This is a genomic window from Salmonella sp. SAL04162 (genome assembly GCF_046551535.1).
Lineage (GTDB): Bacteria > Pseudomonadota > Gammaproteobacteria > Enterobacterales > Enterobacteriaceae > Salmonella > Salmonella enterica.
Map to the genome: position 1 here is coordinate 135,654 of NZ_JBGDVX010000013.1, position 16,667 is coordinate 152,320.

16 protein-coding genes are annotated in these 16,667 nt (G+C 50.8%); 10 read left to right on the forward strand and 6 right to left on the reverse strand.

From position 1 onward, the window contains the following. Positions 1-132: 132 nt before the first annotated feature. From mdtM to hypT, 7 genes are all read left to right on the forward strand, one after another. A complete protein-coding gene (gene mdtM / locus ACLJRH_RS21625) occupies positions 133-1,374 on the forward strand; it encodes a multidrug efflux MFS transporter MdtM (protein WP_001188918.1) in 1,242 nt (413 codons plus the stop codon). 86 nt (positions 1,375-1,460) lie between these two features. Beyond that, positions 1,461-2,732, forward strand: a complete 1,272-nt coding sequence (locus ACLJRH_RS21630; RefSeq protein ID WP_023137548.1) for a DUF445 domain-containing protein — start codon at positions 1,461-1,463, stop codon at positions 2,730-2,732. Between the two features lie 219 nt (positions 2,733-2,951). Further along, the gene (locus ACLJRH_RS21635; RefSeq protein ID WP_023137549.1) at positions 2,952-4,136 is read left to right on the forward strand and encodes an MFS transporter; all 1,185 of its coding nucleotides are present in this window, start codon (positions 2,952-2,954) and stop codon (positions 4,134-4,136) included. An 871-nt stretch (positions 4,137-5,007) separates the two neighbouring features. Continuing rightward, entirely contained in the window at positions 5,008-5,679 is a 672-nt protein-coding gene (locus ACLJRH_RS21640; RefSeq protein ID WP_000068750.1) for a nucleoside recognition domain-containing protein, read from the forward strand. After that, entirely contained in the window at positions 5,676-6,137 is a 462-nt protein-coding gene (locus ACLJRH_RS21645; RefSeq protein ID WP_000211979.1) for a YjiG family protein, read from the forward strand. Before ACLJRH_RS21640 ends, ACLJRH_RS21645 begins: the two co-directional genes overlap by 4 nt. Positions 6,138-6,149: 12 nt before the next feature. After that, positions 6,150-7,322 carry a beta-aspartyl-peptidase gene (gene iadA, locus ACLJRH_RS21650; RefSeq protein ID WP_023137550.1) on the forward strand — a complete coding sequence of 391 codons (1,173 nt, stop codon included), beginning with the start codon at positions 6,150-6,152 and terminating at the stop codon, positions 7,320-7,322. A gap of 118 nt (positions 7,323-7,440) precedes the next feature. Further along, a complete protein-coding gene (gene hypT / locus ACLJRH_RS21655) occupies positions 7,441-8,349 on the forward strand; it encodes a hypochlorite stress DNA-binding transcriptional regulator HypT (RefSeq protein WP_000383509.1) in 909 nt (302 codons plus the stop codon). A gap of 5 nt (positions 8,350-8,354) precedes the next feature. Here the strand turns inward: hypT and ACLJRH_RS21660 are convergent, their stop codons facing one another. Next, on the reverse strand, positions 8,355-9,089 hold the full coding sequence (locus ACLJRH_RS21660) for an aspartate/glutamate racemase family protein (protein WP_000683243.1): 735 nt from the start codon (positions 9,087-9,089) through the stop codon (positions 8,355-8,357). 238 nt (positions 9,090-9,327) lie between these two features. Further along, on the reverse strand, positions 9,328-9,858 hold the full coding sequence (locus ACLJRH_RS21665) for an Hcp family type VI secretion system effector (RefSeq protein ID WP_000907671.1): 531 nt from the start codon (positions 9,856-9,858) through the stop codon (positions 9,328-9,330). A gap of 717 nt (positions 9,859-10,575) precedes the next feature. Between ACLJRH_RS21665 and trpS the strand changes: the two genes are divergently transcribed. Continuing rightward, the gene (trpS, locus tag ACLJRH_RS21670; protein ID WP_001094619.1) at positions 10,576-11,589 is read left to right on the forward strand and encodes a tryptophan--tRNA ligase; all 1,014 of its coding nucleotides are present in this window, start codon (positions 10,576-10,578) and stop codon (positions 11,587-11,589) included. On the opposite strand, the gene uxuR is transcribed toward trpS, so the two are convergent. Next, positions 11,590-12,363, reverse strand: a complete 774-nt coding sequence (gene uxuR, locus ACLJRH_RS21675; RefSeq protein WP_000841654.1) for a Uxu operon transcriptional regulator — start codon at positions 12,361-12,363, stop codon at positions 11,590-11,592. A 349-nt stretch (positions 12,364-12,712) separates the two neighbouring features. On the opposite strand from uxuR, the gene ACLJRH_RS21680 reads away from it, so the two are divergent. Beyond that, the gene (locus tag ACLJRH_RS21680; RefSeq protein ID WP_000588690.1) at positions 12,713-13,387 is read left to right on the forward strand and encodes a dienelactone hydrolase family protein; all 675 of its coding nucleotides are present in this window, start codon (positions 12,713-12,715) and stop codon (positions 13,385-13,387) included. Here ACLJRH_RS21680 and ACLJRH_RS21685 read toward each other — a convergent pair. The 3 genes from ACLJRH_RS21685 to ACLJRH_RS21695 form a co-directional block, all read right to left on the reverse strand. Continuing rightward, entirely contained in the window at positions 13,384-13,845 is a 462-nt protein-coding gene (locus tag ACLJRH_RS21685) for a DUF302 domain-containing protein (protein ID WP_001642121.1), read from the reverse strand. The genes ACLJRH_RS21680 and ACLJRH_RS21685 overlap by 4 nt on opposite strands. 204 nt (positions 13,846-14,049) lie before the next feature. Next, positions 14,050-14,961, reverse strand: coding sequence for an STM4504/CBY_0614 family protein (locus ACLJRH_RS21690; RefSeq protein ID WP_001647363.1), 912 nt, complete (start codon positions 14,959-14,961; stop codon positions 14,050-14,052). A 351-nt stretch (positions 14,962-15,312) separates the two neighbouring features. Next, positions 15,313-15,921: a DUF1062 domain-containing protein gene (locus ACLJRH_RS21695; protein WP_001635352.1), complete on the reverse strand. Its 609-nt coding sequence runs from the start codon at positions 15,919-15,921 to the stop codon at positions 15,313-15,315. 487 nt (positions 15,922-16,408) lie between these two features. On the opposite strand from ACLJRH_RS21695, the gene ACLJRH_RS21700 reads away from it, so the two are divergent. After that, positions 16,409-16,666, forward strand: a complete 258-nt coding sequence (locus ACLJRH_RS21700; RefSeq protein WP_001054380.1) for a YjhX family toxin — start codon at positions 16,409-16,411, stop codon at positions 16,664-16,666. Position 16,667 lies beyond the last annotated feature (1 nt).

The window sequence follows — 16,667 nt, forward strand, 5'->3', positions numbered from 1 at the left end:
CGGCAGCGTTTTTGATTACATGAAATTCAGTACATCCGCAGCCGCTGTTTCCATCGCCTGCCTGACGTCACGATGACGGTATTGAGTTTCGCGGTCCCATCATGGGGTTCTCCGACATGGAGCGCATTTTTTATGCAACGGATTATTCAGTTTTTCTCCCAACGCGCCACAACGTTATTTTTCCCGATGGCGCTGATTTTGTACGATTTTGCCGCCTATCTGACGACGGATCTGATTCAGCCTGGCATCATTAACGTCGTGCGCGATTTTAATGCTGACGTCAGTCTTGCACCGGCCTCGGTCAGTCTCTATCTGGCGGGCGGAATGGCGTTGCAATGGCTTCTGGGGCCGCTATCCGACAGGATTGGCCGCCGGCCAGTGCTGATCGCAGGGGCATTAATTTTTACTCTCGCCTGCGCGGCAACGCTGTTGACGACCTCAATGACGCAGTTTCTGGTTGCCCGTTTTGTGCAGGGCACCAGCATTTGCTTTATCGCAACGGTCGGCTACGTCACGGTACAGGAGGCTTTCGGTCAAACCAAAGCCATTAAGCTGATGGCGATTATTACCTCCATTGTGCTGGTCGCTCCGGTTATCGGCCCGCTCTCCGGCGCCGCGCTGATGCACTTCGTTCACTGGAAGGTGCTGTTCGGTATTATTGCGGTGATGGGACTGTTGGCGTTGTGCGGCCTGCTGCTGGCGATGCCAGAAACGGTGCAACGCGGCGCGGTGCCGTTCAGTGCGGTGAGCGTACTGCGCGATTTTCGTAATGTGTTTCGCAACCCGATTTTTCTCACCGGGGCGGCGACGCTGTCGTTGAGCTATATCCCGATGATGAGCTGGGTGGCGGTGTCGCCGGTGATCCTGATCGATGCCGGCGGGATGAGTACTTCGCAATTCGCCTGGGCGCAGGTGCCCGTATTCGGCGCGGTGATCGTGGCCAATATGATCGTTGTGCGCCTGGTGAAAGATCCGACCCGACCGCGTTTTATCTGGCGCGCCGTACCAATTCAGTTAAGCGGGCTGGCAACATTGCTCCTCGGTAATCTTCTTCTGCCGCACGTCTGGCTTTGGTCTGTGCTGGGCACCAGCCTGTACGCGTTCGGCATTGGCATGATTTTCCCGACGCTGTTTCGCTTCACGCTTTTCTCCAACAACTTGCCAAAAGGGACGGTTTCGGCCTCGCTGAACATGGTGATTCTGACGGTGATGGCGGTGTCGGTCGAAGTTGGCCGCTGGCTGTGGTTTCACGGCGGGAGACTGCCGTTTCACCTGCTGGCAGCGGTGGCCGGGGTGATTGTGGTCTTCACCCTGGCGACATTATTACAGCGCGTGCGCCAGCATGAGGCGGCAGAACTGGCCGCTGAGAAGTAACTACTCTGCCGGATAGAGGCTTATCCGGCACAGGATAATCTGATGTTTTTTGCACGTTCCTGCCGTCTGGCTCTATCCTTAACCCTATGAATAAAATCGCCGAACTCAAACGCGCCAAACGCCTGGCGCTCTCACTGTTGCTGATAGCCGCCGCGACGTTTGTAACCACGCTTTTCCTGCCGCCCAGTTTCTGGGTGCTGGGCGTAAAAGCTATTGCCGAAGCGGCGATGGTTGGCGCGCTGGCGGACTGGTTTGCCGTGGTGGCGCTGTTTCGCCGTATTCCCATTCCGTTTATTTCACGACATACGGCGATTATTCCCCGTAATAAAGACCGAATCGGCGAAAATCTTGGGCAATTTGTGCAGGAGAAGTTCCTTGATACGCAGTCGCTGATCGCGCTAATCCGCCGCCATGAACCCGCGCTGCTTATCGGAAACTGGTTCAGCCAGCCGGACAACGCCAGCCGGGTCGGGCAGCATCTGCTGCAAATTATGAGCGGCTTTCTGGAACTAACCGATGACGCCCGTATTCAGCGGCTGCTCAAGCGAGCGGTACATAAGGCGATTGATAAAGTGGACCTTTCCGGCACCAGCGCCCTGATGCTGGAAAGCATGACCAAAAACGATCGTCACCAGGTGTTATTCGATACGCTGATCGCCCAGCTTATCGCCCTGTTACAGCGTGACAGCTCCCGAACATTTATCGCCAGACAGATCATACGCTGGCTGGAGACCGAGCATCCGTTAAAAGCGAAGATTCTGCCGACCGAATGGCTGGGAGAACACAGCGCTGAACTGGTCTCCGACGCGGTAAATTCTCTGCTGGATGATATCAGTCACGACCGCGCGCATCAGATTCGTCATGCCTTCGATCGCGCGACGTATAAGCTGATCGATAAACTTAAACATGATCCGGAAATGGCTGCCCGGGCAGAAAACATTAAAAGTTACCTGAAGGAAGATGAGGCGTTTAACCGTTATCTCGGCGAGATCTGGGCGGATCTACGCCAGTGGTTAAAAACAGATATCAACGCCGAAGACTCGAAGGTAAAGCAGCGCATCGCTCATGCCGGACAATGGTTTGGCGAGACGCTGATCGCCGACGACGCATTACGCGCCTCGCTTAACGGTCATCTGGAACAGGCCGCGCACCGGGTCGCGCCGGAATTCGCCGCCTTCCTGACGCGCCACATCAGCGATACCGTAAAAGGCTGGGATGCGCGCGATATGTCGCAGCAGATTGAGCTTAATATCGGTAAAGATTTGCAGTTTATCCGCGTGAACGGCACGCTGGTCGGCGGCGCTATTGGTCTGGTGTTATATTTACTGTCGCAAATACCGGCACTGCTCAGTATCTAAGAAGGGGAAGGCGCAATTCTCGTTCAGTTTAACTGCCAAACCCCGCACGTGGGAGGCATTAATTTAATGTCATTTCCCACCGATGCCCCTCTTCTCAATCCGTTATTCGCCTGCGCTTCACTTTCTTTTCTTGCAAATTTGAAACATTAATTTTACTTTTTATTATCATTTACAACAGCAATCCGGCATTCCTGCCTTACTTTAGCAAAGAGAAAAACCATGGTTAATGCTCAGAGCGCTTCACCTCGCCATCCCATTTTTACGGCGCTTTTCGGTATGATGGTATTGACGCTGGGGATGGGAGTTGGCCGCTTTCTGTATACGCCCATGCTGCCGGTAATGCTGGCGGAAAAGCAGCTAACGTTTAATCAGCTCTCCTGGATTGCCAGCGCCAATTATGCAGGGTACCTGGCGGGAAGCTTACTGTTTTCCTTTGGCCTTTTTCATCTCCCCTCTCGTCTACGCCCCATGCTGCTGGCTTCGGCGGTCGCCACCGGTATTCTTATTCTGTCTATGGCGATATTTACTCAGCCCGCGGTCGTCATGTTGGTACGCTTCCTGGCAGGCGTCGCGAGTGCGGGAATGATGATTTTTGGATCAATGATTGTGTTGCATCATACCCGCCATCCGTTTGTGATCGCCGCGCTCTTTTCCGGCGTCGGGGCCGGGATTGCACTGGGCAACGAATATGTCATTGGCGGTTTACATTATGCGCTTTCGGCCCATTCGCTATGGCTGGGGGCCGGAGCGCTCGCCGGTATATTGCTATTAATCGTGGCAATGTTGATTCCCCCCCGCGCTCATGCGCTGCCGCCTGCGCCCTTAGCAAGAATCGAAAATCAGCCTATGCCCTGGTGGCAACTGGCGCTGTTGTACGGTTTCGCCGGATTCGGCTACATCATTGTCGCCACCTATTTGCCGCTGATGGCGAAAAGCGCGGGCTCTCCGCTACTCACGGCGCACCTTTGGTCGTTGGTCGGCCTGGCGATCATTCCCGGCTGCTTCGGCTGGCTGTGGGCGGCAAAACATTGGGGCGTCCTGCCATGCCTGACCGCGAACCTGTTGATCCAGAGCGCCTGCGTGCTGCTGTCTCTCGCCAGCGACTCGTTGTTGCTGTTAATACTGAGCAGTATTGGTTTTGGCGCCACGTTTATGGGCACAACCTCGCTGGTGATGCCGCTTGCCCGACAGCTCAGCGCGCCGGGTAATATTAATTTGTTAGGCCTGGTGACGCTAACGTATGGTATTGGGCAAATTCTCGGTCCGCTCGCCGCCAGTCTGTCAGGCAATGGCGCGCCGGCAATTATCAACGCCACGCTTTGCGGCGCCGCGGCGCTCTTTTTTGCCGCGCTGATCAGCGCCGCGCAGCAGATAAAACAAAAACGGTTTGTGATACGTGAATAAGCGGTAGAGTAAACCCGCGCTATCCGCACCGGGTTGTATCTTTAACGCTATTCGCGGCGCAATGCGGATCTGTTTTTAATAGCACATCCTCAACACGTTATTTCAGGGTAAAGATGCCACTAAAAACTATACTTATTCTATGGTTTTTAGTGCTATCAATCTGCCTATTATTTTATATACCCTTCATACTTCAAGTGGATTATGTGTTGGCTACGGATTACCCGGCCCATCCATAGGCCTCGCCCTGACGGGCCGTTGCTCACCCCAGTTACATAGTTATCTATGCTCCTGGGGACTCACTCCCTTGCCGCCTTTACGCAACTCGAATTATTTTGGCTATATATTCCATTATGATGATTATCGCTTCCTCTCAAATCATCACAATTATAAATAAATCACATCATGAAATTAATTCGATGATTCGTTTTTTATTACCTGCCCGTAGGATTCTTAGGGTGCAAGCTGACCCATCAGCGGCTACTGACCTGACCGTGACAATTCCTCTTAAGGCGTGAAAAATTACAGTAAAAAAGTAAAATTTAGGTTAAAAAATCCTATTTTTTAACAACGATAATTAAGTGGCGTGAAATTGACTAACGTCAAATTTATTTCTCCTTTTTCCTGCTCCCGGCTCCGGTCTTCGTCAACACCTGTTTCTTTGCTTTTTTACCTCGCGTTATACCGTCCACGGTTCCCCGCGCCTCCGGCAGTAGCGAAGATGGTGATTTTTCGCGCTGCTATGCAAGAAACGCATAGCACGATACATACTTGCATTTTGTCCTTACCCTTATGGCTGATAAGGTCTTTCTGTTTCGGGCTTTTTGGCCTGTGGCTACAACCAACACATCATCAAAAAAATTCGGGGATCGCTATGGCGCAACAAGTGGACGGGGCGGCCATGCCGCTTGATACAGAAAAGGTCGGGATAAAGGGATACCTGGCGTTTTTTCTCACCATTATTTTCTTTTCCGGCGTATTTTCCGGAAGCGAAGGCTGGTGGCGCGTTTTTGATTTTACCGTACTCAACGGGTCATTCGGTCATGTGACCGGTACGCAGACCTTTCGCGGCGCGGGCGGAACGGGCGCGAAAGATGGCTTCCTTTTTGCGCTGGAGCTGGCACCGTCGGTTATCCTTTCTCTGGGTATCATCGCGATTACGGATGGACTGGGTGGTCTGCGGGCGGCGCAGCAATTGATGACGCCCATCCTGAAACCATTGCTTGGCATTCCCGGCATTTGCTCACTGGCGCTGATCGCCAACCTGCAAAATACCGACGCCGCGGCGGGTATGACCAAAGAGCTGGCGCAGGAAGGCGAAATCACCGAACGCGATAAAGTGATTTTTGCCGCCTGGCAGACCAGCGGCAGCGCTATTATCACCAACTATTTCTCCTCCGGCGTTGCGGTATTCGCCTTTCTGGGAACGTCAGTCATCATTCCGCTGGTGGTCATTCTGCTATTCAAATTTATCGGCGCAAACCTTTTGCGCATCTGGATTAACATCGAAGAACGCCGTCACCCTGCGCAAGGAGCCCAATCATGACGACTCAGGTACGTAAGAATGTCATGGATATGTTTATCGATGGCGCACGCCGCGGTTTTACCATCGCCACAACCAACCTGTTACCCAATGTGGTCATGGCATTTGTCATTATTCAGGCGCTGAAAATTACCGGTCTGCTCGACTGGGTAGGCCATATCTGCCAGCCCGTGATGGCGTTGTGGGGGCTTCCCGGCGAAGCGGCTACGGTACTTCTGGCTTCGCTGATGAGTATGGGCGGCGCCGTTGGCGTGGCGGCCAGTCTGGCTACCGCCGGCGCGCTAAGTGGCCACGATGTTACCGTACTACTGCCAGCCATTTACCTGATGGGAAACCCGGTACAGAATGTCGGCCGCTGTCTCGGTACTGCCGAAGTCAACGCCAAATATTACCCGCATATTATCGCAGTCTGCGCCATCAATGCGCTGCTGTCGATCTGGGTCATGCAGCTTATTGTTTAATAAGGAGTTATCATGCCTGATTTATCCGCCGCGGAGTTTACCTTGTTACAGGGCGCGCACCTGTTTGCGCCAGAAGACCGGGGCATCTGTGATGTTCTGCTCGCGAATGGCAAAATTATTGCCGTCGGCGCTGACATCCCCGGCGATATCGTACCGGACTGTGCGGTGATTAATCTTAGCGGTCGTATGCTGTGCCCGGGCTTTATCGACCAACACGTTCATCTGATCGGCGGCGGCGGCGAAGCGGGGCCGACGACGCGGACGCCGGAAGTCTCCCTGAGCCGCCTGACGGAAGCCGGGATAACAACGGTCGTCGGCCTGCTTGGCACCGACTCCGTCAGCCGTCATCCCGCGTCGCTGTTAGCCAAAACGCGAGCGCTAAATGAGGAGGGGATCACCGCCTGGATGCTCACGGGCGCTTATCACGTTCCGTCGCCGACCATTACTGGCTCGGTAGAAAAAGACGTCGCGCTGATCGATCGCGTCATTGGCGTGAAATGCGCAGTCTCCGACCACCGTTCCGCCGCGCCCGGCGGGAATCAACTCGCCAGCATGGCCGCCGAATCACGCGTTGGCGGCCTGCTGGGCGGTAAACCCGGTGTCAGCGTTTTTCATATGGGCAGCAGCAAAAAAGGGTTACAGCCGCTGTATGACATCCTGGAAAACAGCGACGTGCCGATCGGTAAACTGCTGCCTACCCACGTCAACCGTAGCGAATCTCTTTTCGAGCAGGCGCTGGCGTTTGCGCTTAAAGGCGGCGTGATCGACATTACCTCCAGTATCCCGGATCCCGTCGCGCCGGCGGAGGGCATTGCCAGAGCGGTAAAAGCCGGCGTCCCGCTTTCCCGGGTGACGCTCAGTTCAGACGGTAACGGCAGCCAGCCGCTATTTGACGCTGCCGGAAATCTGACGGGTATCGGCGTCGCGGGCTTCGAAAGTTTGCTGGAGACGTTGCAGACGCTGGTTAACCACTACGGATTCAGCCTGACCGATGCTCTGCGCCCGCTGACGACCAGCGTAGCCGCCTTCCTCAGTCTGGACAGCAAAGGCGAAATCCGTCCCGGTAACGATGCGGATCTGCTTGTCTTTAGCGCAGATTTACGCATTGAGCAGGTGTATGCGCGCGGCAAACGCATGGTCAATGAGGGGAAAGCCTGCGTAAAAGGTACCTTTGAACCGGCGTAATTCCCGCCAGTTTCAGGCTGCCCCATCACGGCATTCTGAAAGAGGACGGGATAAGCGGTTGTCAGCCGCCCGAATGGACGTAGAATGCCCTTTCGGGCGGCTGACAGGATAACGGTAAATGGATGTAACTGGAGCAGGTTTGCACAATATTGAGACAAAATGGCTATATGATTTTCTGACGCTGGAAAAGTGCCGCAATTTCTCTCAGGCCGCCATTATCCGCAACGTATCGCAACCCGCTTTTAGCCGGCGGATTCGCGCCCTGGAACATGCCGTGGGCGTTGAACTGTTTAATCGACAGGTCTCGCCGCTACAGCTTTCCGAACAGGGTAAAATCTTTCACTCCCAGGTTCGCCACCTGTTACAGCAGCTGGAAAGTAATCTGACCGAACTGCGCGGCGGCAGCGATTATACGCTGCGTAAAATCAAGATTGCCGCCGCCCACTCGCTCTCCCTCGGCCTGTTGCCGACCATCGTTAAGCAGATGCCGACGCAGTTTACCTACGCCGTTGAGGCGATAGATGTCGACCAGGCGGTGGATATGTTACGTGAGGGGCAAAGCGATTTTATCTTTTCTTATCACGATGAAAACCTGCAACAAGCGCCGTTTGATAACATCCGCCTGTTTGAGTCGAGACTGTTTCCGGTTTGCGCCAACAATGGCCGGGGCGAGCCGCGCTATACGCTTGAGCAGCCGCACTTTCCCCTGCTTAATTACAGTCAGAACTCCTATATGGGCCGGCTGATAAATCGTACCCTGACTCGCCATGCTGAACTGAGTTTCAGTACATTTTTCGTCTCTTCGATGAGTGAATTGTTAAAACAGGTTGCGATGGACGGCTGCGGAATCGCCTGGTTGCCCGAGTATGCTATCCGTCAGGAGATTACTGACGGGCGCCTGATCGTGCTTGATGCCGACGAACTGGTTATCCCGATCCAGGCTTATGCTTATCGCATGAATACCCGCATGAGTCAGGTAGCCGAAACATTTTGGCGCGACCTGCGTGGGCTTCAGGCCGCACTGTAAACACATCAGGCGGTAAGGCGTTGTTCCCCGGTCAAAGAGGCGCGGGTGTCCGGCCAGGACTCATACCAACGAATCGCCGCGCGCACCAGCGACGCTGTGGAATCAATCATCGGGCACGCTATCGCGCGTTCATGTCCGGCCACAATAAGCGGAATTTCGGTACACCCCATAATAATTGCCTGCGCGCCACGGGCAATAAGGCTATCGATTTGCGGCAGCAGCAGCGCTTGCGCCGCAGTTTTATCGCCACGTTTAAGCGTATAAATAGCCTGCATTACCAACGCCTGCCCCGCGTCTTCCGGCTGAATTAACGTCAGCCCCCGCGCCAGAGCTTTCTTTTGATATAACCCGGTCGCCAGCGTCGCATTGGTCGCCAGCAGACCAACGTGCCGCGCCGATGGCGGAATATCCCCCAGGGTAGCGTCCAGAATGCTGATCATTCGCGCTTTCGCGACGTTCTGTAAATCATCAAACCAATAATGCGCAGTGTTGCATGGGATAACGATACACTCCGCCCCGGCGTCTTCCAGCATATGCAGATAACGCTCCAGATAACGGAATGGCGAAGGCCCGCCGGATAACAGACATGCTGTACGATCGGGAATATCAGGAATAGAGCTGACAATGAGCGGGATGTGTTGTTGATCACAACTGGCATGTCGTAATTCAACAAATTTTTCCAACATATCCGCCGTTGCCGCAGGTCCCATCCCCCCCAGTATCCCAATGGTGTGTTTCATCGCTTTTCCCGCTTATTTACGTCAAGGTCAGAAACACACTATCAACTTGATGTGTATATAAAAAATGCCGTTTTATTAGCGGCTATGCGTAAAAATCATAACGGGTGTAAGGGCCACGCGTTATCGCCTTTTCTGGCAATCGATTGGTTACATGAGCGCTCATCGACCTTCGCAAGCCGCTAAATGCCATTTCGCTACACCGCATTGCCCACTGCGAGTCCGCACGCTTGTTTTATCCTCATCGCCACAGCGCCTGTCGGTGAAGGGGCCGCCGTGTTTTGCTTTTCGACGCTAATGCGGGAATATCCCAGCGAATATGGCTATAAACCAAATCCACGGTCTCCGTGGCGCTGCCTTCGGCGTCGCCATGATTGCTCATGCGTGAAATCCGCACATTGGTGAGCGTATAAATAATAAATGGCAGCATTGCGCCCTTATCACGACGGCATAATGTCAGCACGCCTTCTTTCACCGTTTTCCCGTTACAATAGTGCTCATAGAGGCCAGGCGTAGCAAGATCGACAGGCTTTGTCAGCGTCAATCCTCCAATATATGTCCCTCTCGCTTCGCCGGACTCCCGTTTCGTCGGGTTGTGGTTGTAAGCAATAAGTTTTATTTGGTTTTCAAAACCTTTGATCCGGCTTTCGCCTTCAATACCGTCCAGTTTTAAATAGATGGCGTCCATCCCCCCTCCGTGATTATCATGCGGCAAAGCAGGCTGACAAGGACGGAACGCCAACAATGAAAGAACGTTCCATTTTCCAGCCATTTCGTTGGTGTCTCTGTATACCAGATTAAATACCGACAATCTGCTATAACTGGATTCTTGCTAAATACCTTCTGCCATCAACAATCCATTTTACAATAGCGCTACTGACCTGAAATCTATTACGCCTGGCATTCAAGCATCGTTTCCTGAATAACCATAGCCGCTATAAGAACCATATCAAAAAAGAAATATCAATATCATTTCTTATTTTTATCCGAGAAATTACTTAATTACACAGAATCGGAATATAGACAATTCTTATTCCTTTTCACATCAATGGGTTTTTTAGACTTTTGTCATATAGAAAACAACCATTCCAATAGAACATATTTACTATGTGAATATATTTAATGTTTTTATCGCGCGCAGTGTTATCACAGTAATAAATGATTTGCATCAAAAATGCGCCTTTCAGCGCCACGTATTTTTGGACAGCAAATTATAAAATCGCGTTTCAAAGTCAGTAACATGTTCTCTGTTCAGGCGATATGACTTTATGCCCGGACGACACGCCAGCCGCTTTACCCTTACGTTTAGTCGTGATACGTTAGATCACATGAACACGAAACGATCCAACGCTACGCAACGCCATCTCCGCTGGTGGCTGCCTTCCTGAAGGCGGCACGGATCACTATCCCTCTTTAAGTAGCCGCCGAAAGGCGGCTACTGTGTTTCGGGACGTCTTTCGGCTTTACAGTAAGCATAAAGGAGTCCTTAATGAACACCCTTCCCATCATTCTGACTGGCGATCGCCCCACCGGCTCGTTGCACCTCGGCCATTATGTCGGTTCACTGCGCCAGCGCGTCGCGCTACAGCAGGATCACCAACAGTATGTCCTGATTGCCGACCTGCAGGGACTCACCGATAACGGCAGTAATCCGCAAAAAATCCGCGATAATATTCCGCAAGTGTTAGCTGACTATCTGGCCGTCGGCATCGATCCCAAGCTGACGACGATCTGCCTGCAATCCGCATTACCCGCCCTCGCTGAATTAACGGTGCTGTATATGAATATTGTTACCGTCGCCCGAGTCGAGCGTAATCCTACGGTAAAAAATGAGATTGCCCAAAAAGGCTTTACCCGTTCCCTGCCGGTCGGGTTCATGGCGTATCCCATTAGCCAGGCGGCAGATATCACCGCCTTTAAGGCCGAAATGGTACCAGTTGGCGACGACCAATTGCCCATGATTGAGCAAACGAATGAGATCGTTCATAAGATGAATAGTCTTTTCTCCTCGCCGGTATTGCGCCCCTGTCAGGCGCTCCTGAGCGATACGGGCCGTCTGCCAGGCATTGACGGCAGCGCCAAGATGTCGAAATCGCTCGGCAATACCCTGCTTCTTTCCGCCAGCGAAGAGACTATCCACCGTGCGGTCAGCGCGATGTACACCGATTCCAATCATTTAAAAATTAGCGATCCGGGAAAAATAGAAGGTAACGTCGTCTTTACGTGGCTGGATGCGTTCCATCCGGATAAAGCCAAAGTCGCGGCGATGAAAGTACATTATCAACAAGGCGGATTAGGCGACCGTGTCTGTAAAAATGAGCTGGAGACCTGCCTGCAAGAACTGATCGCGCCAATACGCGAACGGCGGGCAACCTTTATTGCGGATAAGGGAATGCTAATGGAATTGCTGAAAAAAGGTAGCGAGCGGGCCCATGAGGTCACTCAAAAGACGTTACAGGAAGTAAAACGTGGACTGGGCCTGCCCACGCTATTCCAGGTATAATCAGGCATCAACGTTGTCCAGCGGCCATGACTCAAACAGATAGCCATCAAAGTAGATGTCATCAACATTGGAAAACTCCAGCAGACGCTGCTTCACGTTTTCCAGGTGCTGCCACATCGCCAGCTTCGCTGCGCGGGCGTCTTTCTTAATTAACGCCGCGAGGATCTGCTTATGATCGACCAGCCACTCCTTACGGTAAAGCGTATCGCCCAGATGGCTATGAAGCTGGAGCCACATCGGATTATTTTCACGCCATTGCCAGGACTGACGGAAGAGCTCTACCAACATACTGTTATGGGTCGCTTCGGCAATGGCCAGATGAAACTGCATATCGCCGCTTTCTGAGCCGCCCGGCGCGCTGGAGGCGAGCTCTCGCTCTTCCAGTTGTAACGCCTGGCGCATTTTAATGATGTCTTCGCGGGTGGCCTGCAGAGCGGCAAATTCAGCGATATTGCTTTCCAGCAACTGACGCGCCTGTAACAGTTCAAACGGCCCGGCATCATTACAGTGATTGACGTCAGCGCCTTCCATCTCGTTATTATCCGCGCTGTCGAGCACGTAGATCCCGGCGCCGCGGCGGACTTCAACCAGACCTTTAATTTCCAGCATGATCAGCGCTTCACGCACGACGGTACGCGTCACATTGAGCCTCTCAGCGATCTCTCTTTCCGGCGGCAAGCGCTCCCCGGGGCGGTACGGCGTCTGAACAATCAGATCCCGTATCATTGCGCCCACTTCCTGGTAAGGTCTTTGCTGAGAAGTGTTTGATTTCATATTGGTCGTGCCCGTCCGATGCGATTTCCCGGTATCAGACTATAGCATTTGTAAAGAGGGATAGCACGCGTAGCACACCAAAAACGCGAAACTGGTCAACCAACAAAACAATAATGCGCCCCGTTTCGCTAGTGAGGCCAGATAAAAGGAAAGGCAATAGACAATACACGACTGATGTTCCACCTTTAGCCCTGATGCCTGAATATGAACAGCATATTGGTTTACCAATATAAAATTTATCAACCAAAAATCAGGCCATAAAATGTGTCTGTACATTGACAGGAACAATGCCTCTGACATAGCGTGATCGGCGAAAATCCAGCCGCTCTCTTTGTATCAAGAACGCGTTATGATAAAAGACACCGTGTTTTTCGCCCCAGGCGTATCCGGGGGAAGCAACGCCTCCAGTTTGTCGAGCCGCCATCGCCGGGCAGCGATTATTCTGCATGAAATTTATGGTATTAACGCTCATATCCAACGCGCAGGCCATGAATGGATGACGCGCGGATTCGACATCTATATTCCCGCGTTGTTTCCTCACCATACCCCCTTTCGCTATGAACAGCAGGAGGAGGCTTACCGTCACTTTTCAGCAAATGTCGGCTTTGATCCCGCCGTCGTTACCACGTTACTCCACGATCTCAGAACGCAGTATGAGACGTTAATCGTCGTAGGATATAGCGTCGGCGCAACGCTCGCATGGCTAAGTGCAGCCAGTGGGTTATGCGATGGCGTCATTTGCTATTACGGTTCCCGTATACGCCAGTACCTTCATCTTGTGCCTCTCTGTCCGGCACTGGTTATTATCGCGCGTTATGAGCCGGCGTTTGATCCCCTCGCCATGCGACAGGCGCTGGAAAAGCGCCCCCGGGTGCAGTGTAAAATGTACGATGCGCGGCACGGGTTCTGTGATGCTGATAGCGCCACCTTCGATGCCGCCTTATCTCATCAGGTAATGGACGATGTGAGCGCATTTATTCGCGACATCACCTGTGCAAACACATCGCCCGATTTTCAGCTTTAGTGGAGACTTTTTTCAACGAGCTGTTCCAGTTTTTTCAAAGTCTGTATGGCTGCGGCATCAAGACCATAACGTTGCAGCGTTTCAGCGGGATGATAACTGACCAACGTTCGCCCATCGGCTTGCTGGCTAATGAGCACCCGAAACGGTAAATCCAGTGCCAGTTCGGGATGCGCCAGCATGAGAGGCGTTCCGCCTTTAGGATTGCCAAAGACCAGAACCGTTGTCGGCGGCATTTTCAGGTTAACATTCTGTGCCGCTCTGGCATGATCAAATTCCCCAAATAACACCAGACCGTGATCGGCGACAGCGTGCATCAACCGCGCTCTGGTCTGCAAATAGTCATAAGCGCTGTAGGTTTTAACCATGGTTATCGCTCCATCCTCTGTTGCAAAGCCAGGCCTTATTAAGATTAACATCAGGGTTACCGCCAATAAAAAAGGCTTTAAAATAGTACTCATTCTTCTCTCTCCCTGACCCAATACCTATGAGTAAATGCGACACAGATGATATGCAGTTTAAAAATCAGTCATCGTACTGTACCCCTTATTATTGCACTGAACAGCTCATCACTAAAAAAACAGACGGCAGAACAAAAAATTCCGACGTCTGAACAAATTTAAATAACGATGATGCAGTCTGACTGAGCGACAGCGCGATCATTATTATGGCGAGACACCATCTTCTTCAGCCCGCTGGGTAAGAAAAAATATACTCCGCTCAGTAAGATAATAAATACTACAGGCCAACTCTTCAGAGATACGGAGCATCATTGCGTAGTGATGATGCGATTTTTCTGGCGCCATCGGCAGAAATATTTCTGATTCCAGCACGTCACTTAAAAAATGAAATTTATGTACATATTCAGCAGATATAACGCCTCTCGCCATCAGATTAGCCATTAGTGTATTTAAACTATCTTGTTCATGATACACGATACCTTTTCTCTCATGAATTCTGAGAAGAACGCTTCTGAAGGCTGCATGACATTCCTTTACGACACAGGCAAAATCATTAAGCATCAGGCGATTATACGCTTCCATAAGATCATATTCGACAAAGCCATACTCTCCAGGAGAGTACAAATAATAACATATGTTTTTAAGCCGTTTTATTCTGCGCAACCTTACAATTCTACCATTTTCATATCGATATTTTAAACCATGCTCATGAAATAGATTATTTAATTCACTAATCGCCTTATCCGGTTCTAACCCAAGCGTAACTTCATAGGTCCGAAGGTAGGTATCTATATAGTTAAAAGCAAGTTCAATGGTATCAATATGCTTTCTTTTATCATCTGTTTTTAATAACAGATTACTCATTTCATCCAGATATGACGTTGAATGCGCATATAAGGTGAATAAGCCATACTCTTTGCGCAACGTTTTACATATTCTTCGATAAACTTCATCAGAATGACTATTATGATAGCAGTATAATGTCATATCATAAAAAGAGGAGCAATTTCCTAGCGTATTGATAATCAATAATATTATTTGCTCGCGTATTTCTAACGGAATATCTTCATATAACAGATCGCTATGCCTTAGTGAGTATGGTCTAAAGGTGTGCATACCTCCCCCTTTAACCGCAACAGAACAGATTACGCTATGGATAGCTTCACATTACTCTAATTCAGTGATTCAGGTATTAATATCAGCTCAACAGTGAGACATTTTTTCTTATTTTTTAATGGTGTTGCGTGAATATTTATTTACTCTACAGATAATTGTAACCCATCGCCCTTTGTCATTCTGCTGATCATCACTGGTGCGAAAATCTGGATTATCCATGGCATTCAGCCTTCACTGAATGCCACAGACAAGGGTTATTCAACTAAAGCTCACCTGTCCCTTAATCCTTCTTTCATTCCGTTACGTCGTTGCCATACCAGCACACTTAAACGTAAGGTGAGCTTATTATTTTTATCGACGGGTCAGAACAATCCTTCGCCGGTCATACAGTGTTTCAACAGAGAGCTGCAAATCATATTTCGCATTCTTCAGTTTTCGCGATTTAAGCATTTTCATCGTGACGCCACTTATTTGTCCTGTTTCAATCCGTCTCTTGATTTCGGCTGCGCTTAACAGGAGTTGCTTCTTCAAAATCGACAGCAGGCTGACCTGAAAAGAACGGGAAATCCTGACGCTAACACTGACCTGCTTGTGGGGGGCGATACTGACCAGCCACCGTTCCTGAATATGAAAATCAGGCTGCCCCGATAATTCAGCATTGTTTCGCTTCAGGATCGCGCTGTCATAAGCAAAATATTGCACCGTGGCAGCATCATTCGCCATCAGTCGACAATAAAGATCGCGGTTAATTTTGCTGACTGGCAGGCGCGAGAACAGGGAGATATTCCAGGTGTAATCGCAGTGCGTGCATTTATAGATACTCCAGACATCGAGTACCTTCTTTTGCGAATTAACCCGAAATGCCCCAGAAGGCGTGAAGTCCCGTTTTACGCTGCATGAAGGGCAACGTTTCGCTATGCGCTGATACCCCACAGGAGTGACAGTCCATATGACTTTCATAACGTACCTTTTTTAACCCATACAAAACCAGATCCGAACTCAGCGGACCATAAATGTTTATGCATGAAAAATATTTAAGTGATATTTTTCAGTGGGTTAAAAAAAGATTTCCAACGCAACAACCCTGTCAATGGCTAAAAAGATACGTCGAGACTATCAAAGCGGCCATTATCGGGTATATGAGTTTAATCAATATTCATTATGGTAGCGGCGGTATCTATTCAACTGACTTACTAAACGCATGATCCTCCCTTTGAGATCACACTTTTCACTCCCGGTTATTCACTTACAGAAAACAGGTGTTATCATTCACGACGTAAATACCTTTCAACTCAACCCGAGGCTTTGATGCTGGAGAATGTCATCATCCGATAATCAGTTCCCCGACCTTTTCAGGCCGGACTGATTATCAATGCGCCGAAATCGAATGCGGACACCGCAGTGTGTTTGCACGTTTTGCCTATGATGATTAAACAGGTTCTTCAGTATGAATTTATCCCGTCAGGAACAACGTACCTTACACGTTCTCGCCAAAGGCGGACGCATTACGCACATCCGCGATGCGTCAGGCCGCGTCACCGCCGTTGAATGCTATAGCCGCGAAGGGCTGTTGCTTGCCGATTGCACGCTCGCTGTATTCAAAAAACTCAAAACCAAAAAGCTGATCAAATCCGTTAATGGTCAGCCCTACCGCATTAATACAACCGGGCTGAACAACGTTCGCGCCCAGCCTGACAATCGCTAAG